The following is an 18,890-nucleotide window of genomic DNA, read 5'->3' on the forward strand; positions in this document are numbered from 1 at the left end:
GGGGCGGCTCCCGGACTGTGCGCGTCGTGTGCGTCCTCCGCGCACGGGCTGGGGTGTGCGCGTGACACGGCTGACAGGGACGATGCCATGTGATCGACTTCCGCACCAGGGCACCCCGCACGGTCCGTGTCGTGAAGATGTGCTGCGATCACGGGTGAACGGCAGTTGAACGAGACGCCGGGCGGGTGGTGTCGATGGCAGGGTGAGCAGCATGGACGGTCGTGACCTGGTGCGTTCGGTGAAGTCGGTCGGTTCGGTGGGGGCGGCTCAGGGGTTGCGTACCGTACGGGCAGCGTGGCGCAGGCGGCGGGCCGACGCCATCGGGCTGCCGCCCCGGGGGCCGGAGCGGGCTCGGGTGCCCGGGACCCTGCGGGAGGTGGAGCCGGGGCTCGGCGGCGGGCTGCTCCGGTTCGACCGCTCGGAGCTGCGGATCTTCGTGGCGGTGAACGGGGCGGTCTTCTGGGGCTGGGACGGGGCGGCTGCCGAGCCGTCGTACGCGCTGGCCGGCCGTGGCCCCGACCCTGATCCGCGGGCCGCGCTGGAGCCGGACAAGGACGGCGGCTGGCGGGTGGTGGCCGAGCGCGTGACGGTGGTCGTGTCGCGGCACGGAGCGGTGGAGGTGCTCACTCCGGGGGGTGTGACGCTGCGGCGCGATCTGCCGCCGCGGTGGTGGGAGCCGGTCGGCGGTGGCGCCGCGCGGTGGATGCAGCGGTCCGAGGTGGCGGCCGACGCCCGGTTCTTCGGGCTCGGGGGGCGTGCGTCGGGTCCCCGGCTGCGGGACGGCACGTACCGGCTGTGGAACACCGGCCCCGGACGGGCCGGCGGCCGGGGCGACGATCCGTCGTCCGTGACGATGCCGGTGCAGATGGTGGTGGCGGACGCGGGCACGCACCTGGTGTTCCACGACAGTTCGTGGGACGGCACGGTGACGCTGCGGGAGGGCGCGGAGGGTGCCGGTTCCGGACACGACCGGGCCGGGACGAGCGAGCTGCGGATGGACGGCGGTCCGCTGCGCTGCTGGGCGATGGTCGGCACCCCCGCGCGGGTGCTGCTCGCCTGGGCGTCGCTCACCGGTGCGCCGGCGCTGCCGCCCGCGTGGGCGCTCGGTCACCACCACGTGCCGGACGCCGTCGCAGGCGAGGAGGGGGTGCGGCGGGCCGTCGCGGAGCACCGGGAGCACGGGCTGCCGCTCGACGCCGTGCATCTCGGCGTCGGCCACTTCGACGCCCGTCAGGTCTTCACCGTCGACCAGGAACGGTTCCCGAAGCTGCCGGTCCTGGCGGAGGAACTGCGGCTGGAGGGGATCGGGATGGTGTCGGTCGTCGGTCCGGCGGTCGGGGCGATGCCCGGCACCTCCGTGTACGACGAGGGAACGGGGCGGGACGCGTTCGTGCGGGACGCCTCGGGGGAGGTGGTGGAGGGCGTCGGCTGGCCCGGAGAGGTGGTCTTCCCGGATTTCACGCACGCGGGGGTGCGCGCGTGGTGGGGCGGCCTCTACGAGGAGCGGCTGGCCCAGGGGTTCGCCGGTTTCTGGCACAGCCTGGACGAGCCGACGTCGTTCACGGCCTTCGGTGAGGCGACGCTGCCGCGGTCGGCGCGGCACGCGCTGGAGGGGCGCGGCGGTGACCATCGCGAGGCGCACAACGTGTACGGGCTGTGCATGGCGGAGGCCGCGTACGAGGGGCTGCGGGAACGGGCGCCGCTGGAGCGTCCGTTCGTGTTCTCGCGTTCCGGGTGGGCCGGGATGCAGCGGTACGGCGGGGCGTGGTCGGGCGCGGCGCCGGCGGGGTGGCCGGGGTTGCGGGCCTCGCTGTCGCTGGTGCTGGGACTGGGCCTGTGCGGGGTGCCCTGCTCGGGACCGGACGTCGGCGGTCTCGAGGACGGACGGTCGCCCGAGCTGTTTCTGCGCGGGCTCCAGCTGGGCGCCCATCTGCCGTTCTTCCGGACCCATGGCGGTCCGCGTGCGGGAGGCGGGGAGCCGTGGCGGTTCGGCGCCGAGGTGGTGGAGCACGCGCGCGCGGCGCTCGTCGAGCGGCGGCGGCTGCGGCCGTACTTCGGGACGCTGGCGCATCTGGCCCGGCGTACCGGGGCGCCGTTTGTGCGGCCGTTGTGGTGGGCGGCGCCCGAGGAGCGCGCGCTGCGCGACTGCGAGGACGCCTTCCTGCTCGGAGACGCCCTGCTGGTGGCGCCGGTGCTGGCTCCGGGTACGGACCGGCGGGCCGTGCGGCTGCCGCGCGGGCGGTGGTACGACACGGCGACGGGACGGGCGTACGACGGGCCGGCCCAGGTGTGGGTGGACGCGCCCCTGGGACGGATACCGGTGTTCGCGCGCGGGGGCGCCGTTCTCCCGGTGCTGGCGGAGGACGGCGGTCAGGAGCTGGAGGTATGGGCTCCGGCCCGGGGGCGGGCCGGGGGCGGGCTGGTCGTCCCGGACACCGGGGACGAGCGGGCGGAGCCGGAGGCCGAGCGTTACACGGTCCGTTGGTCGGGGCCGCGGATCGTCGTGGAGCGGGAGGGCGAGGACGGCGCCGTCGAGCCGTCCTGCCCGGTGCGCGTCCGCGGGACGGAGCAGGGCCGGGGTCAGATGTAGCGGCCCTCGAACCAGGCCCGCACGGCCAGGGTGTGCAGCGGGAACGCCAGTTCCTCGGGGCGGCGCAGCAGTTGGCGTCCGTCGGTCTCGTCGGTGGCGGTGAACGGCGGGAGTTCCTCCGCGGGGCGTTCCGGGAGGAGGCCGAACAGCAGCAGGTGTCCGTCGGGCGCGCTCATGGCGTCGGCGAGCCGTACCTCGCGGCTCTCGGCTTCGATGCCGGTCTCCTCCCTGAGTTCGCGGACGACGGCCCGACGCCAGTCCTCCCGGTCGTCGATGTAGCCGCCGGGCAGCGCCCTGCCGCCGCGCGCGGGGGCGATGGTGCGGCGGATGACGACCAGGCCGGTGCCCTGCGTGTCGTAGGCGGGCTGCAGGGCCACCGCGACCGGCAGTGGGTTGCGGTAGGCGACGGTGCCGCAGGCGGGGCAGGTGCGGGGCCAGCCGGAGACGCCCTCCCCGAAGGGCGTGCCGCAGCTCGAACAGTGGGAGCCCGGCGCGGTGTCGGGGGCCGGGGCGGGAGTCTCGGACACGCGCGGACTGTATCCGATCACTGCGGGGGCGTCTCCGGTGGGCGGGTCAGTCGCGGCCGGTGAGCGATGCGCGGGACACCGGGAAGTCGAAGTAGGTGTCCGGGTGGGCCTCGGGCTTGAAGGTGAAGTGCCACCACTCCTCGGCGAGGTTCACGAAGCCGAGCTTCTCCAGGGTGCTCTTGAGGAGCAGCCGGTTGGCGCGCTGTTCGCCCTGGACGCGCGGGTCGAGGGTGTGGCTGAGGGTGTCGAAGCAGTCGTAGCCGGTGCCCATGTCGACGGAACTGTCGGGGAAACGCTCGCCCTTGGGGGCGTAGCAGGGGGTGAGGGGCTGTCCGGGGTGGTAGGGCCGGGTCGGCCTGGCGGGGAGTTTCACGAGGGTGAGGTCCACGGTCGAGCCGCGGCTGTGGCCGGACTTCTCCGCGATGTAGCCGTCGGCGAACAGCCGGGTCTTGTCCACGTTCGGATAGAACTCGGCCTTCATCGACTGGTCTTCGAGGTCCTTGGCCCAGCGCACGAAGTGGTCCACCGCGCGCTGGGGCCGGTAGCAGTCGTACACCTTCAGGGAGTAGCCCTGGCGGAGCAGTTCGCGCTGCGCCGTGTGGAGGGCCCGGGCGGCGGGACGGGTGAGGACACACAGCGGCTGCCGGTAGCCGTCGATGGGCTCGCCGACGAAGTTGTGCGGTGTGAAGTAACGGATCTCCTGGATGATCGTCGGATCGACACTGTCGAGCGCCACGAAGTCCTGGGGCGCCCTGGGTTCGGGCTTCGCCTGGGCGGTGGCGGAGGCTGCGGTCGCGGCGAGCAGGGCGGCGACGGCGGTGACGAGACCGCGTACCGCGAGGGAGAGTCGTGTCATGTCCCCTGCATCTATCAGGAGTGAGGCCCGCCGGGGAAGCGTCCCGGCCGCGCGGGGCGCGATGACGACGCCCGTATCCACGCTGAGTGACCGGCCGGAAACGCTGTGCGTGCGTCTCGTGTGCCGCGCCCTGGCCGCCCTGCCAGGCGCCGCGAGAGCGCGGGCGCCCGCGGGGCTCGCCACCGGGGGCCCGTACTCCGCTCGCCGGGTACGGGCCGTGTGCCGCCGCGGGGTCAGGTGGCGACCGTGTGGCGTCGCTGCGCGGCCTGGGCCATGGCGTGCTGGACGACGCCGATGAGGGTCTCCTTGACCGATTCGCGGTCCCGCGCGTCGCACATCACCAGCGGCACGTGCTCGTCGAGGTCGAGCGCCCGGCGGACGTCCTCGGCCGGGTAACGCGCCGCTCCGTCGAAACGGTTGACGCCGACGAGGAACGGGATGGAGCGCCGCTCGAAGTAGTCGATGGCCGCGAAGCAGTCCTCCAGCCGACGGGTGTCGGCGAGGACGACGGCGCCGAGGGCGCCCTCGGACAGCTCGTCCCACATGAACCAGAACCGCTCCTGGCCGGGCGTGCCGAAGAGGTACAGCACCAGGTCCTCGCGGAGCGTGATCCGGCCGAAGTCCATCGCCACCGTGGTGGTGTTCTTCGCTTCCACACCGGAGGTGTCGTCGACCGGGCGCCCCGCCTCGGTGAGCAGTTCCTCCGTGCGCAGCGGCCTGATCTCGCTGACCGCGCCCACGAGCGTGGTCTTGCCCACGCCGAAGCCGCCGGCCACGAGGATCTTGAGCGTGACGGGCTCGACCGGAGGCTTGCCGCGCTCAGAACGCCCGAAGATCATCGTTCTCTTCTCCTGCTTGATGGGGGTCGGGCGGCGGGCCGTATCCCCCGCCGCCGGGGGTTTCGATGACGAGGACGTCGCCGGGGCCGACGTCCGCCGAGTCGCTTCCGGCGAGCCGGCTGACCGTGCCGTCGGCCCGTTCGATCCGGTGCGCGCCCGGTGCGCCGGGTCCGCCGCCGGCCATGCCGTACGGGGGGACCCTGCGGTGCTGGGACAGTGTCGAGACCGTCATGGGTTCCAGGAAACGGATGCGGCGCACGGCTCCGTCCCCGCCGCGCCACCGTCCGGGGCCGCCGCTGCCGCGGCGCACCGCGAACTCCTCGAGGCGGACGGGGAGCCGCCACTCCAGGATCTCGGGGTCGGTGAGCCGGGAGTTGGTCATATGGGTCTGTACGACGGAGGCGCCGGGGAAGCCGTCGCCGGCGCCGGAACCGGAGGCGACGGTCTCGTAGTACTGGTGGCGCGCGTTGCCGAAGGTGACGTTGTTCATGGTGCCGGAGCCCTCCGCCTGCACGCCGAGGGCCGCGTACAGGGCGCCGGTGACGGCCTGGGAGGTCTCCACGTTGCCCGCGACGACGGCGGCCGGCGGCTCGGGCGCGAGCAGGGAGCCGGGCGGGACGACGATCCGCAGCGGGCGCAGACAGCCGTCGTTGAGCGGGATGTCGTCGGCGACCAGGGTGCGGAAGACGTACAGGACCGCCGCGTTGACGACGGAGAAGGGGGCGTTGAAGTTGGTGGACAGCTGGGCCGACGTGCCGGCGAAGTCGATGGTGGCGCAGCGCGTCTCGCGGTCCACGCGCACACTGACGCGGATGACGGCGCCCGAGTCGGTCTCGTAGGCGTACTCGCCGTCGTCGAGGGTGTCGACGACGCGGCGCACCGCCTCCTCGGCGTTGTCCTGGACGTGCTTCATATAGGCCTGGACGACGTCGAGCCCGAAGTCGTCGATCATGCGGCCGACCTCGTCGACGCCCTTGCGGTTGGCCGCGATCTGGGCCCGGAGGTCGGCGAGGTTGGTCCTCGGGTTGCGGGAGGGGTGGGGAGCCCCGGTGAGCAGGCGGAGGGTCTCCTCCTCGCGGAAGCGGCCGTTCTCGGTGAGCAGCCAGTTGTCGAAGAGGACGCCCTCCTCGTCGATGGTGCGGCTGTGGGCCGGCATGGAGCCCGGCGCGATGCCGCCGATCTCGGCGTGGTGGCCGCGGGAGGCGACGTAGAAGAGCACCTTCCGGTCACTCTGCGTGTCGTCGGCGGGTGCGCTGCCGAAGACCGGGGTGATCACGGTGACGTCGGGCAGATGGGTGCCGCCGTGGTACGGGTCGTTGACGGCGTAGGTGTCGCCGGGGCGCATCGCCGGGCCGCGCCGCCGGATGACCTCCTTGACGCTGGTGCCCATGGAGCCCAGGTGGACGGGGATGTGCGGGGCGTTGGCCACCAGGTTTCCGTCCGGGTCGAAGAGGGCGCAGGAGAAGTCGAGGCGCTCCTTGATGTTGACCGACTGGGCGGTGGACTCGAGCCGGGCGCCCATCTGTTCGGCGATGGACATGAAGAGGTTGTTGAAGACCTCGAGCAGGACGGGGTCCGCCTGCGTGCCGGTTCGGGAACTCTCCGTAATCGCGGCGCGTTCCATGACCAGCTGCCCGTCGTCGGTCGCCGCGGCCCGCCAGCCGTCGTCGACGACGGTCGTGGCCCCGGACTCGGTGATGATCGCCGGGCCGGTGACGGTCTCGCCGGGAGGAAGGTCCTCGCGGCGGTGGAGGGGTGCGTCGCGCCAGGCGCCGCCGGTGTGGAGGCGGACGGTCCGCGGGGCGGCGGGGCGGCGGGGGGTGCCGTCGCGGGGAGCGAGGGTGGAGAGATCGGGGGGTTCGGTGATGCCGGTGGCTTCGACGGAGAGGGCTTCCACGACGATCGGGCGGTCGAGTGTGAAGGAGTACGTGGCGCGATGACGTTCCTCGAAGGTGCGCCGCATCGTGCCGGGCTCGGTCAGCTCGACGGTCAGGGTGGTGTCGGTGCCGTCGTAGCGGAGCTGGGCGCGGCGGGTGACCTCGACGCGCTCCTCGGGGACGTCCTCGGCGAGGAGCTCCGCGCGGGCCGCCGCCTCCAGGGCGTCGGCGGTCCTGTGGACGCCGGGCATGGCGGCCGGTTCCAGGGGGGCCTCGACGGACTGTTCCCGCATGGCCGTGGTGTCGGCCAGGCCGATACCGAGCGCGGAGAGCACGCCCGCCATGGGCGGGACGAGGACGGTACCGATGCCGAGGGAGTCCGCGACCATGCACGCATGCTGGCCGCCCGCCCCGCCGAAGGTGGTGAGGGCGTAGCGGGTGACGTCGTGGCCCTTCTGCACGGAGATCCGCTTCACCGCGCCGGCGATGTTCGCGACGGCGATCCGCAGATAGCCCTCGGCGACCTGTTCCGGGGTGCGGTCGTCGCCGGTCCGCTCGCGGATCTCGCCGGCGAGTGCGGTGAAGCGGTCCCGGACGAGCGCGGCGTCCAGCGGCTGGTCCCCGTCGGGTCCGAACACCGCGGGGAAGTGGACGGGCTGGATACGGCCCAGCATCACGTTGGCGTCGGTGACGGCGAGCGGACCGCCGCGCCGGTAGCAGGCGGGGCCGGGGTCGGCGCCGGCCGAGTCGGGTCCGACGCGGTAGCGGGAGCCGTCGAAGTGCAGGACCGAGCCGCCGCCTGCGGCGACGGTGTGGATGTCCAGCATCGGCGCGCGCAGCCGGACCCCGGCGATCTGTGTGGTGAAGACCCGTTCGTACTCGCCCGCGAAGTGCGAGACGTCGGTGGAGGTGCCGCCCATGTCGAAGCCGATGACGCGGTCGAAGCCGGCGAGCTGCGACATGCGGGCCATGCCGACGATGCCGCCGGCCGGGCCGGACAGGATGGCGTCCTTGCCGCGGAACCGGCCGGCCTCGGTGAGGCCGCCGTTGGACTGCATGAACATCATCCGTACGCCGTCGAGTTCGTCGGCGACATGCCGGACGTAGCGGCGCAGCACGGGCGAGAGGTAGGCGTCGACGACGGCGGTGTCCCCGCGCGGGACCAGCTTCATCAGCGGGCTGACCTCGCTGGACAGGGAGATCTGCGGGAAGCCGACGCGGGCGGCGAGGTCCCCGACCGCCTGTTCGTGGGCGGGGTGGAGATGGCTGTGCAGGCAGACCACGGCGACGGCCCGGATCCCGTCGTCGTACGCCTGCCGCAGCGGCCCGGTGAGGGCGTCCAGGTCGGGGGCGCGCAGCACGGTGCCGTCGGCGGCGAGGCGTTCGTCCACCTCGACGACCCGTTCGTACAGCAGCTCCGGCAGGTCGATGCGGCGGGCGAAGATGCGGGGGCGGTTCTGGTAGGCGATGCGCAGGGCGTCGCGGAAGCCGCGGGTGACGACCAGCAGGGTCCGCTCGCCCTTGCGTTCGAGGAGGGCGTTGGTGGCGACGGTGGTCCCCATGCGGACGGCGTCGACGGGATCGCCGGACCCGGCCAGCAGCGCGCGGACGCCCACGACGGCCGCGTCGGCGCCGCCGCTCCCCCGGCTCCCGTGCGGCGCGGCGGGGTCCGGGGCCGGATTGTCGGACAGCACCTTGTGCGTCAGCAGCCGGCCGTCGGGGCGCCTCGCGACGATGTCGGTGAAGGTGCCGCCTCGGTCGACCCAGAACTGCCAGCCAGTCACGTCAGTATCCCGCTTCCGCGCCGGTCACAGCGCCCGGAGGCCGTTGATCACGTCGCGCAGAATACTCTCGTCCGGCAGCTCGGCCGGGGGTACCGGCCGGTTCACATGGACGAATTCCGCATCCACGAGATCGCCGACGAGGACCCGGACCACTCCGATCGGCAGATCGAGTTCGGCGGAGAGCTCGGCGACCGTCTGCGAGGTGTCGCGGCACAGTTCGACGATGTCCACGTGCTCCGGGGAGAGCGTGGGGTCGGCCTCCGGATCGTCCGCGAGCGGCTCCGTGACGACCACCGCGATCAGGTCGAGGCGGTGCTGGGCCGCACTGGTGGTGCGGCCCCGCGTCATGGCGTACGGACGGACGACCGGTCCGGCCTCGTCGTCGAACCAGTGGTTTCCGCCCTGACCGTCAGCACTCATGTCATCCCACTACCCGCCCGCGGACAGATCGGTGCGTGGGGCGGCTCCCAGATGCACACCGACCCGCTTCACGAGCAGCGTCATCTCGTAGGCGACCTGTCCGACGTCCGAGTCGGCGTCCGCGAGGACGGCGAGGCAGCTGCCGTCGCCCGCCGCGGTGACGAACAGGAACGCCTCGTCGAGTTCGACGACGGTCTGCCGGACGTCACCGGCCTCGAAGTGACGGCCGACGCCCTTGGCGAGGCTGTGGAAGCCGGACGCGACGGCGGCCAGGTGCTCGCTGTCCTCCCGAGTGAGATCCTTCGAGGCGCCCGTGGGCAGGCCGTCGCCGGAGAGCACGATCGCCTTGCGGATGCTGGCGACGCGGTCCACCAGGTCGTCGAGGAGCCAGTTCAGCTCGCCCTTGTCGGTCGCGGTGTGGCCGGTGGCCCTCGGTGCGGTCATCGACCGTCCCCCTCTGTCGTTCGTCGTGGTGCTGTGCCGCTGCCGGCTTCGTCGCCAGCGGCGTTCTCCTCGCGGCCGCGCTGCCAGCCGCGCTGGAGCGAGGCCATGCGGCTGCGTACTTCGTCGGCGTCCCGTTCAACGGGCCGGGCCGGCTCCTCGTTCCGCCGCTCGGCACTCCGTTTGAGCTGCGGGGCGAGGCTGGCCTGGCGTACCCGCCGGGGAAGCGATCCGCCTCCGGGCGGCGCGGCGTCGGTGTCCGTCGCGGCCGGGGCGGGCGAGGAGTCGTCGGGGCCGCTCGCCGTGACGGCGGGACGGCGGGTGCGGCGGGGCAGGCCGGTGGAGGGCTCAGGGCGGTCGTCGCGCGGGGGTCCGGAGGCCGCCGGGGCGTCGTCCCGCTCCGCGGCACCGGCCGGGTCGGGGTCCGGGCCGCGTCGGCGGGCGGGCAGCGGAGGAAGCGACTCCGCGGCGTCCCGCGCTTCGCCCTCCGAGCCGGAGGAGGGTCGGTCGGCACGGCGGCGGGCGGGGAGCGGGGAGAGCGGCTCCGGGACCGGGCGGCCCGGTCCCCGGCGTCCCCCGGCCTCCTCGCCGCGGCGGCGGGCGGGCAGCGGGGGCGCCGGCTCCAGCTCGGGACGGGACGGCTCGGCGGTCCTGCCCTCGTCGTCCGTCCGCTCGCCGCGCGCGCGTGCGTCGCGGACGGGGCGCCCGTGGGAGCTGACCAGCTTGGGGGTCCGCCGGCGGGCCAGCGGGACCGGGGCGCTCGCCGGGTCGCCGGCCGCCGGGTCCACGGTCTCGCGGGTGTCGGGGTTCCGCTGGTGCTGATCGCGGCCGGGCCGCTCCTCCGGGGAGCCGGTGAGGGAGCGGCGGGGGCGGAAGAGGCCGCCGTGCTCGCCGTCCTCGTCGGCCGGTGTGCCGGGGAAGCCGTCGGCCGCCCTCAGATCGACGGGGGCCTCCAGCTCGACCGGCCCGTCGAGCAGCGAGGCGGGGAGCCGGGGCAGTTGCACGGGCGCCCGGGAGTGCGCGACGCGGCGGCCGTCCTCCGGTTCGCGGTCCTTGGAGCGCTGCGGCCGGTCGAGGCGGAAGCCGACACCATTGGTGTCCGGAACGTCGTCCGTCAGCAGCGCGTCGGGAAGGAAGACGACCGCCGTGGTGCCGCCGTACGGGGAGGGCTGCAGGGAGACCCGGACGTTCTGGCGCTGCGCGAGCCGGCTGACGACGAACAGACCGAGCCGGTCCGTGTCGGAGAGCTCGAACTCGGGGGTCTCGGCGAGTCTGAGGTTGGCGTCCAGCAGGGCGTCGGCCGCCATGCCGAGCCCCCGGTCGTGGATCTCCAGGGTGAAGCCGTTGGCCACGCGCTCGCCGAGGACCTGGACCGCGGTGTGCGGCGGGGAGAACACCGTCGCGTTCTCCAGCAGTTCGGCCACGAGGTGGGTGAGGTCGGCGACGGCCGGGCCGGTGACGGCGACCTTCGGCAGCCGGCGGACCTCGATGCGCTCGTAGTCCTCGACCTCGGCGACGGCGGCGCGTACGACGTCCATGAGCTGGACCGGTTTGCGCCACTGCCGGGAGGGCGCGGCGCCGGAGAGGATCACCAGGCCCTCGGCGTGCCGGCGCATGCGGGTGGTCAGGTGGTCCAGCCGGAACAGGTCGGCGAGTTCCTCGGTGTCGTCGGTCCGGCGCTCCATGGTGTCCAGCAGGGTGAGCTGCTTGTGCAGCAGGACCTGGCTGCGGCGGGCGAGGTTGACGAACACCTCGGAGACTCCGGCGCGCAGTTCGGCCTGCTTGACCGCGGCCTCGACGGCGGCGCGCTGGAGGGTGTTGAGGGCCTGGCCGACCTCACCCATCTCGTTCTTGTCGTACTCGAGACGGGGGACCTCGGTCTCCACGTCGACCTGTTCGCCCGCCGAGAGGCGGCGCATCACGCTGGGCAGCCGCACGCCGGACGCCTCGTGGGCCTCCAGGCGCAGCTGCCGGAGGTCCCGGATGAGCCCGCGGCCGACGCGTACGGAGAGGAAGAGGGAGACCAGCAGCGCGACCAGACCGAGGACGCCGGCGACGACGGCCTGGGCGATGACGCCCACGGCGATGGGCCGGACGCGGTCCTGATAGCGGTCGGCGGCCCCGTCGTTGAGGGTGCCGAGTTCGGAGAGCACCTTGCCCGCGGCGACGTCCCAGCTCTTGGCCGTGATGCCGCGGGGCTCCCCGGTGCCGGCGGCGACGGCCGCCTCCTCGCCCACGCGCAGCGGGGCGGAGGTGGCGTTCTTCCAGAAGGCCTCGTAGCGGTCGCGTTCGGACGCGGGCAGCTGCGGCAGGCCGGCGTCGTACATCAGGGTGCGCTGGGCCATGAGGTCGGAGACGTCCCGCACTTCGGAGCGGGACAGTCTGCCGACGATCAGGGCGGAGCCGAGCAGGGCGTCCTCGCGGGAGAGCAGTTCGCGGGCGCGGGCGAGGCTGACCAGTGCGCGGTACTGCTTGTCAAGCTCCACGTCCTCGACCACATGCAGATTGGCCAGCAGGACGTAACACGGGTCGATCAGCCTGTTGTACAGGTCGAGGGCCTGGGAGCGGTCGACGGTGCCGTCCTCGACGCTGCGCCGCAGGGACTCGATGCCCTCGAAGGAGTCCAGCACCGCGCCCAGCTCGCCGGAGTCCTCGTGCATGGCCTTGCCCATCTCGACGTTCTCCGCGTTCCTGCGGACCTTGTCGACGGCCTGGTCGGTGGCGACGCGGCTCCGTCTGAGGGCGGCGAGCCCTTCGGAGGCCCGGGGGTCGGCGAGATGAACGAGGGTCTGCCGGCGCTCCTGCTGGAGGACGCGGACCGTGTCCTCGATGGGGTAGCCGACCTCCTCCATCACCGAGGAGACGTCGAACAGATGGCTTGCCTCGCGGCCCGTGATCACTGTGGTGAAGGCCCAGATCGTGGTCAGGGACAACAGCGGCACGAGAAGCAGCGCCACGATCTTCCGGCGGATGGACTTCCCGCGAAAGCGCATGGCCTCCCCCAGCTCGGCCCCCGAGCGGCCGGGGGTACACATGTGCGTCAACAAACGGCGCGAGCCTACTACCGCGCCGGGGTGAACTCTAAGAGCCGTCCGGAAGCTGCAGTTCCGTACCGAGGCCGGGAGATGGGGAGTTGTCCCGCCATTGCGGGGCATTGCCGCCCGGAATCGGGAGCGCGCCCGTCGGCGCGAACTCCCGTGCGAGGAGGAAGTGTTGGCCGATTTCTTTCCCATCGGGAATCTTCACGACGTGCCGTTCGTCCTTCTCTGTGGGAGATGGGGGCGGAATCGGCCACAGGAGCCGCGCCCCGCATCCGGGCGGCGTAGAACGGCGCAAGCAGGGCAGCCACTGGAGAAGCGGGTCTTCGGACACGAGTGCGCGGCCTGCCGGCGGAGGGGAGTGGCACGGTGATGGGCACGGCGGAGCGCCGCGAGGCGCCTGACGAGGGCGTGGTGGCGCAGGTGAGGACGCGGCCGGACGGCGGAGCGCCGGGGCGGGGTACGGCCGCGGCCGGCCACGGGACATTTGGAAGGCGCGACGACGTGGAGTACGTCGGCGGGCCCGAGGACTCCCGGGGGAAGGCCTCCTACCGGCCACTGTGGGTCGAGGAGCCGGCCCGGCGGCGCCGCCTGCCGGATCCGGTGCGGACGGCGGCCGTTCGGGCGGTGCTCCTCATCGCGGTGACGCTGATTCAGGCCATGGTGGCCTTCCTGAGCACGCTGGCGGGGTCCTGGCTGGCCTTCCCCATGGTCATCAGCAGCGTCGTCAGCACGATCCTGGCGACCTGGGGGGTGCTGGACGTCTGGGTGACCCGCCAGGTCTGGAACCAGCGCAACGGTGTGGTGTCCGTGCCCAGCAGCACCGCGCGGGCGCTGCGGCGTGAACGGCGCCGTGCCCGCCGCCGGGAGCGGTCCGCCCAGCGGGCGGAGGCCCGCATACGCCGGCGCGGCGGCGCGGGGCAGCTGTCGCACCCCTGAGACCGCTCCCCCACCGCGCCACGGGCCGTGGGTACGCTGAGGTCGCGTACCGCGCGACGGCAGGCGCCCCGCGCGACGGTTGCCTACGGATGGTGAGAGCCGAGCCATGACCCGCCCGCAGAGCCCGCCCGGGGGGAACGGGAAGGGCACTCCGAGTGCCGTGCAGTCGGTGGACCGCGCCGTGACGGTGCTGGAGATCCTCGCCCGCCACGGCGAGGCGGGAGTCACGGAGATCGCCGGCGAACTGGGCGTGCACAAGTCCACGGCCTTCCGGCTGCTCGGTGTCCTGGAGAACCGCGGTCTGGTGGCGCAGACCAAGGACCGCGGCAAGTACCACCTGGGGGCCGGGGTGCTGCGCCTGGCGGGCGCGGCGGCCGTACGGCTGGACATCTCGCAGGAGGGCGTCCCGGTGTGCCGGGAGCTCGCCGACGAACTGGGCGAGACGGTGAACATAGCGGTGCTGGACGACGACGCGGCCGTCAACATCATGCAGGCCCGGGGCACCGCGTCGGTCACGGCGCAGAACTGGCTCGGCAGGCGCACCCCGCTCCACGCCACCGCCGGGGGCAAGGTGTTCCTCGCCCACGTGGAGCCCGCCGTCCGGGAGGCCCATTTCGGCCGCCCGCTGCGCCGGTTCACGGAGCGGACGGTGACCACGGCCTCGGCGTTGCGCGGTGAGCTGGAGACGGTGGTCGAGCGGGGGTACGCCACGACGCTGGAGGAGCTGGAGCCGGGCCTCGCGGCCGTCGCCGCACCGGTCCGCTCGCACGACGGCTCGGTGATCGCGGCGATCAGCGTCTCGGGCCCGGTCTACCGGCTGACCGCGGTCCGGCTGCCCGAGCTGGGAAGCCGGACGGCGACGGCGGCAGCCGGGCTGTCCCGGCGCATGGGCTACGGATTCTGAGCAGCGCCGGGGCGTCGCACCCGGTCAGCCGGCCGCCGGAGCGGGCCGCTTGAACATGCGGGTCGCCGTGATCTCGCTGTGCGCCTCCTCGGCGGGGTCCTGCTGCGGCAGTCCCGGCCTCAGGTGCTCCTCCACGCTGATGTACTTCAGTCCGGCCCTCAGGTCGGCGTCGTTGCGCAGCCGGATGACCAGCGGGAACTCGGCGAGCGCCGTCGTGTCGAACAGACCGGTGGTGTAGAGGAGCTGCACGCCGAGCGCGTCGGCGACCGCCCGCTGGAGCTCCAGCAGATAGGTGGCGTTGGCGCGGCCGATGGGGTTGTCCAGGAACAGCGTGCCGGCGTGCCGGTGCCTCTCCCTGCCCCGGTCGTTGGAGCGCAGGGCGGCCATCGTGCAGTAGAGCGCGATGGCGGCGGTGAGCAGCTGGCCGCCGGAGAACACGTCGCCCATCTGGCCGACCGGCACACGTTCGGCGCGCAGTACGGCGTCGGGCTTGAGGATCTCGACGGCGACGCCCTTCGGCTGGAGGGCGGCGGCGACCCCGCGCAGCAGCAGGGACATGCCGTCGCGCCGCAGGTCGGAGTTCTTCCTGACGGCCGCACGGGTCGCCTCGTCGATGACCTCGCCGAGCCGCTCGGTGAGGGTGGCCTGGTCGGGTTCCTCGAAGCGGATGCGCAGGAACTCCTGTCCTGACCACTCGCCGAGCCCTTCCGGCAGCCGGGACAGCCGCTGGGCCGAGCGGAGGGTGGCGAGGGCGGACTCCACCAGCCCCCGCAGCCGGTCCACGATCGAGTCGCGGTTGCGCTCCAGCTGCGCCAGCTCGTCGGTGAGGACCCGCAGCCGGGGCGCGAAGGCGTCCGCCCACTTCTGGGCGTGCTCGGGCAGCGCGGAGGCGGGCAGCTCGCGGATCTGCTGGCGCGCGGGGGTGCGGACCTGCTCGTAGCGGGTGGAGTTGGCGTGCCGGACGAGGATGTCGCTCGCCTCGCGCACGGCGGACTCGGCGGCGGACAGGTCGGCGGCGCAGCCGCGCAGCGAGCGGCGGGCCTCGGCGGCGGACTGCCGGGCCTCGTCGAGGCCGCCCGGGTAGGGCTCGGGCTGTTCCTGCTCCTCCTCGGCCGCGTGGTCGCGCAGCAGGTCGCGGAGCATGGCGGCGATCTCGTCGAAGCCGCCGGCCGCGTCCTCGGCGGCGCGGTGCGCGTCGAGGAGTTCGGTGTGCGCGTCCCGGGTCCGGCTCAGGGCCTCGCTGTGGGCGGCGAGTTCGGACGTGGCGGTGCGCAGCAGCGCCTGCGCGTGCTCGGCGTCGCGCGGAACGAGCTCCTCGGCAAGCTCGGTGTGCGTCTCGCCTTCCCGGGGCGCGAGCCGCTCGGCCTCGCCGCGCAGCCGCCCGAGCTGTTCGCTCGCGCCGGACATCCGGGTCTCCAGAAGCTGCACCAGTTCCTCGGCGCGGGCGGCGGCGGCCTGCCGGCTGGGCCCGTCGGAGCCGTCGGGTGACTGCAGCAACTGCTCCGCGCGGGTGCGGACCTTGTTGCTGAGCCGGTCCAGTTCGGCGCGGGCGGCGCTCTCGTCGCTCTCCGCGCGGGCCTGTTCGGCGCGCAGGTCGGCGCCGACGCCGACCTTCTCGTACACCTGGGAGGCGGCCCGGTAGGCCTCGCGCAGGGCGGGCAGGGACGACTGGGGCGCGCCGGCGCCGTCCTCGGGCACGTCGTCGGGGGCGCCGGCGATCTCGGCGCGCTCGGCGCGCAGCGCACGGGCGGTGCGCCGGGCGTCGTCGGCGGCGCGCTGGGTGCCGCGCCGGTCCTCGTCGGCGGCGCGCGCCCGCTCCAGGCAGGTCTGGGCGCGTGCCTCCGCCTCGGTCGCGTCGTCGGCCAGCTCCCGCAGTTTGACCTGCCAGCCGGCCCGCTCGCGCAGCCGGAAGGCGAGGCCCGCGAGGGCGTCGGCAGCGCGCCGTGCCTTCTGCGCCGCCTCCTGCCGCTCGTCACGGACGCGGACGGCCTCGGCGGCGGCTTCCTCGGACTCCGCCCGTACGGTGCGCGCCTCGGTCAGTTCGGCCTCGGCCTCCTCGGCGAAGGCGCGGGCCTCCTGCGCCGTGCCGGCCAGCTCCGTGAGCCGGCCGGCCGGGCAGCCGGTGCGCCAGGAGGCGAGCCGCGCGGCCAGTTCGCGGTCCTTGCCGAGCCGGGCGGCGAGCGCGCGGATCTCCTCGTCCCGCTCGGTGGCCCGCGCGCGCAGTGCCTGCCGTTCCTCGTCGGCGGCGTGCTCGTCGTGCATGGCCGGGTTCGGCGGTACGAGGAAGACGTCCCCGGTGTCCGTGCCGGGCGCCGGGGTGGGGGCGAGCAGGGCGGCGGCGGTGCCGACGGCGACGGCGGACCGGGGCAGCAGGGCGGCGTCGCTCAGCGCCTCCCGGGCGCGCAGATGGGAGTCGGGGTCGGTGATGACGACGCCGTCGACCAGCTCGGGGCGGGCGGCCAGCACCCGCGCGTGGTCGGCGGGGTCGACGGCCTGGGCGAGGTAGCGCCACCCGGGGAGCGCCGGGATGCCGTGCTCGCCGAGGAACTCGACCGTCGCCAGTACGTCGGGGCCGGGCGGCAGCAGTCCGCCGTCGCCGAGGGCGCCGAGGATGCGGGCGTCGTCGGCTGCGGCGGTGCGCAGGTCGAACAGCTGCCGTTCGGCGGAGGAGACGGCGTCGTCGAGGAGTTCGCGCAGTTCGTCGGCGAACCGGTCGAGCCCGTCGGCGGTCAGGGCGCCTTCGCCGGGGCCGGGCCCGGCCCCGGAGTCGCCCGCCGCGCCGGTCCCCCGGACGCCGGAGGCTCCCGGAAGGCTCAGCAGCTCCGCCGGACGGGGCTCGGCGGCGAGCGCCTCGGCCGTGCGGCGCTCGACCTCGTGGGCGCGCTCGGCGGCCGTGGCCGCGTCGGCGGCGCGGGCCGCGGTGAGTTCGGCGCGGCTCTCGGCGGCGGCCGACTCACGCGCCTGCTCGGTGGCCCGGCGGGCCGCCTCGCGGGCGGTGTCCCAGGCGGCGACGGCCGTCTTCTCGGCGTCGCTGGCGGCGAGGGCGGCCCGGGCGGGGTCGGCGTCGGGGGCACTGTCGTCGAGCCAGCCGGCCCGTACGGCCTCGGCGGTCTCCTGCTCGACCTCGGTGAGGCGCTGCCGCAGGTGCCCGATCTCGCTGCGGGCCCGCTGCGCCTCGGTGGCGGCGGCGGTGGAGTCGCGGTAGGCGCCGTCGCTGACCTCCTGGAGGGCGGCGGAGCGCTCCTCCTGCTCGTTGGCGAGGTCCTCGGCTTTCTGCGCGGCCGCGTGCAGGGCGCGGACCAGGTCCGCGGCGGCCCTGGAGCGGGCGGCCAGCGCCGGCGCCGCGTCCCGCTCGGCCTCCTGGATCGCGGCGGACACCCGCGCGACCCGGTCGGCGGCGGCACGGTGGCGCAGTACGGCCTCGGCTGCCTGCCAGGCCGCGTGCAGGGTGCGCGCGTCGGCGAGTTCGCGTTTCTGGGCGGCGGCGGACTTCTCGGCGGCGGCCAGTGCCAGGGAGGCGTGCCGGTAGGCGAGTTCGGCGGAGATCAGCGCGCTGTGCTCGCGCGCCGACTCGGCGTGGGTGACCGCGTGCGCGGCCGCGGTGACCTGGTGCGCCAGGTCGGCGGCGCGGACGCGTTCCCGGGCGCCGCGTGCGGAGAGCCGGCGGGCCAGGGTGCGGGTGCGGCGCTCGGCGGCGGTGTGGATCTCCCGGGCGCGGGCGCGGGCTTCGGCGGACTCGACGATCCGGCCGAGCAGGTCGACGGATCCGGCGGTGAAGTCGCGTTCGGCGATCAGCTCGGCGCGGCGGCCCAGTTTGCTGCCGAAGCCGCCGACGAGGTCGGCGAGTCCGTCGGTGTCGCGGGTGTCGGTGACGGCGCGCAGCAGCAGGTCGGTGAAGTCGGAGTCCTTCTTGACCGCGAAGAGGCCGGCGGCCTCGCCCTCGTCGGCGTTCATCTCGCGCTGGTAGCGGAAGAGTTCCGGGTCGAGGCCCAGGTCGCCGAGGTGCTCGGTCCAGCGCTCGTGGATCTCCTCCCAGTGCACCTCGAGGTGCGGGTAGTTCTTGCCGGACTCCATGAGGGCGTCCCGGAAGCCCTTCATGGTGCGGCGCCTGCCGCGCGCCCCCGACTGGCCCTCGGCGGACGGCCGTACGGCCGTGGACTCGGCGACGGGGAGGTTGTCCAGGCCGAGACCGGGGCCGGGCCGGAAGGAGTACCAGGCCTCGGCGAACTTCCGGGGGTCGTTGGAGACCTGGCGGCCCCGCCATTCGCTGACCTTGCCGACGACGACGCACTCGCCGGTCTGCACGTGCTGCCACTCGAGCGCCACATGGCCGCAGTCGTCGGCGAGCAGGAACTTGCGGAGCACGCCGGAGCTGGCGCCGCCGAGGGTGTTGCGGTGACCGGGGAGCATCACGGAGAAGATCAGCTTCAGCAGGACCGACTTGCCGCCGCCGTTCTCCAGGAAGAGCACCCCGGCGGGGGCGGGCCGGCGGGGCGGGCCGACCGGCTCGTCCTCGAAGAACTCCGCCTGCGCGGGAGCGGGGTCGGGCACGACCGCGCCGACACCGCGCAGGTCGAGCACGGTGTCGGCGTAGCGCGCACCGGCAGGCCCGATGGAGTAGAGGCGGACCCGGGACAGCTCGTACATGGCGGACTCTCGTGAGGCTTCGTGAGGC

At 74.2% G+C, this 18,890-nt stretch carries 11 protein-coding genes; 3 read left to right on the forward strand and 8 right to left on the reverse strand.

What is annotated here, in order from left to right:
• The first annotated feature begins 211 nt into the window (after positions 1–211).
• The gene (locus CNQ36_RS05570; RefSeq protein WP_121545180.1) at positions 212–2,590 is read left to right on the forward strand and encodes a glycoside hydrolase family 31 protein; all 2,379 of its coding nucleotides are present in this window, start codon (positions 212–214) and stop codon (positions 2,588–2,590) included.
• Here the strand turns inward: CNQ36_RS05570 and CNQ36_RS05575 are convergent.
• From CNQ36_RS05575 to CNQ36_RS05605, 7 genes are all read right to left on the reverse strand, one after another.
• Positions 2,581–3,117, reverse strand: a complete 537-nt coding sequence (locus CNQ36_RS05575) for an NUDIX domain-containing protein (protein ID WP_121548376.1) — start codon at positions 3,115–3,117, stop codon at positions 2,581–2,583. The two genes, CNQ36_RS05570 and CNQ36_RS05575, sit on opposite strands and share 10 nt — an antisense overlap.
• Before the next feature lie 46 nt (positions 3,118–3,163).
• Positions 3,164–3,973: a M15 family metallopeptidase gene (locus CNQ36_RS05580; RefSeq protein ID WP_121545181.1), complete on the reverse strand. Its 810-nt coding sequence runs from the start codon at positions 3,971–3,973 to the stop codon at positions 3,164–3,166.
• A 233-nt stretch (positions 3,974–4,206) separates the two neighbouring features.
• On the reverse strand, positions 4,207–4,812 hold the full coding sequence (locus CNQ36_RS05585; protein ID WP_004934190.1) for a GTP-binding protein: 606 nt from the start codon (positions 4,810–4,812) through the stop codon (positions 4,207–4,209).
• Positions 4,793–8,473 (reverse strand): hydantoinase B/oxoprolinase family protein, encoded by a 3,681-nt coding sequence (locus CNQ36_RS05590; protein ID WP_121545182.1) that lies wholly within the window; start codon positions 8,471–8,473, stop codon positions 4,793–4,795. Before CNQ36_RS05590 ends, CNQ36_RS05585 begins: the two co-directional genes overlap by 20 nt.
• A 24-nt stretch (positions 8,474–8,497) precedes the next feature.
• Positions 8,498–8,893 carry a DUF742 domain-containing protein gene (locus CNQ36_RS05595; protein ID WP_004934182.1) on the reverse strand — a complete coding sequence of 132 codons (396 nt, stop codon included), beginning with the start codon at positions 8,891–8,893 and terminating at the stop codon, positions 8,498–8,500.
• A 9-nt stretch (positions 8,894–8,902) separates the two neighbouring features.
• On the reverse strand, positions 8,903–9,337 hold the full coding sequence (locus CNQ36_RS05600) for a roadblock/LC7 domain-containing protein (RefSeq protein ID WP_004934180.1): 435 nt from the start codon (positions 9,335–9,337) through the stop codon (positions 8,903–8,905).
• Positions 9,334–12,327 (reverse strand): sensor histidine kinase, encoded by a 2,994-nt coding sequence (locus CNQ36_RS05605; protein ID WP_121545183.1) that lies wholly within the window; start codon positions 12,325–12,327, stop codon positions 9,334–9,336. The genes CNQ36_RS05600 and CNQ36_RS05605 overlap by 4 nt, the downstream gene beginning before the upstream one ends.
• A 417-nt stretch (positions 12,328–12,744) precedes the next feature.
• Here CNQ36_RS05605 and CNQ36_RS05610 point away from each other — a divergent pair, with 417 nt between their 5' ends.
• Entirely contained in the window at positions 12,745–13,311 is a 567-nt protein-coding gene (locus tag CNQ36_RS05610; RefSeq protein ID WP_121545184.1) for a hypothetical protein, read from the forward strand.
• A 106-nt stretch (positions 13,312–13,417) separates the two neighbouring features.
• Complete coding sequence (locus CNQ36_RS05615; protein WP_176116575.1) at positions 13,418–14,215, forward strand: IclR family transcriptional regulator; 798 nt, start codon at positions 13,418–13,420, stop codon at positions 14,213–14,215.
• A gap of 24 nt (positions 14,216–14,239) precedes the next feature.
• On the opposite strand, the gene CNQ36_RS05620 is transcribed toward CNQ36_RS05615, so the two are convergent.
• Positions 14,240–18,862 (reverse strand): coiled-coil domain-containing protein, encoded by a 4,623-nt coding sequence (locus tag CNQ36_RS05620; protein WP_121545186.1) that lies wholly within the window; start codon positions 18,860–18,862, stop codon positions 14,240–14,242.
• Positions 18,863–18,890 lie beyond the last annotated feature (28 nt).

The sequence above is a fragment of the Streptomyces fungicidicus genome (assembly GCF_003665435.1).
In the GTDB taxonomy this organism is placed as follows: Bacteria; Actinomycetota; Actinomycetes; order Streptomycetales; family Streptomycetaceae; genus Streptomyces; species Streptomyces fungicidicus.

Coding starts and splice junctions, on each gene's coding strand:
- CNQ36_RS05585 (WP_004934190.1), bottom strand. CDS start 4,812: ATGATCTTCGGGCGTTCTGAGCGCGGCAAGCCTCCGGTCGAGCCCGTC.
- CNQ36_RS05620 (WP_121545186.1), bottom strand. CDS start 18,862: ATGTACGAGCTGTCCCGGGTCCGCCTCTACTCCATCGGGCCTGCCGGT.
- CNQ36_RS05600 (WP_004934180.1), bottom strand. CDS start 9,337: ATGACCGCACCGAGGGCCACCGGCCACACCGCGACCGACAAGGGCGAG.
- CNQ36_RS05610 (WP_121545184.1), top strand. CDS start 12,745: ATGGGCACGGCGGAGCGCCGCGAGGCGCCTGACGAGGGCGTGGTGGCG.
- CNQ36_RS05595 (WP_004934182.1), bottom strand. CDS start 8,893: ATGAGTGCTGACGGTCAGGGCGGAAACCACTGGTTCGACGACGAGGCC.
- CNQ36_RS05570 (WP_121545180.1), top strand. CDS start 212: ATGGACGGTCGTGACCTGGTGCGTTCGGTGAAGTCGGTCGGTTCGGTG.
- CNQ36_RS05605 (WP_121545183.1), bottom strand. CDS start 12,327: ATGCGCTTTCGCGGGAAGTCCATCCGCCGGAAGATCGTGGCGCTGCTT.
- CNQ36_RS05615 (WP_176116575.1), top strand. CDS start 13,418: ATGACCCGCCCGCAGAGCCCGCCCGGGGGGAACGGGAAGGGCACTCCG.
- CNQ36_RS05580 (WP_121545181.1), bottom strand. CDS start 3,973: ATGACACGACTCTCCCTCGCGGTACGCGGTCTCGTCACCGCCGTCGCC.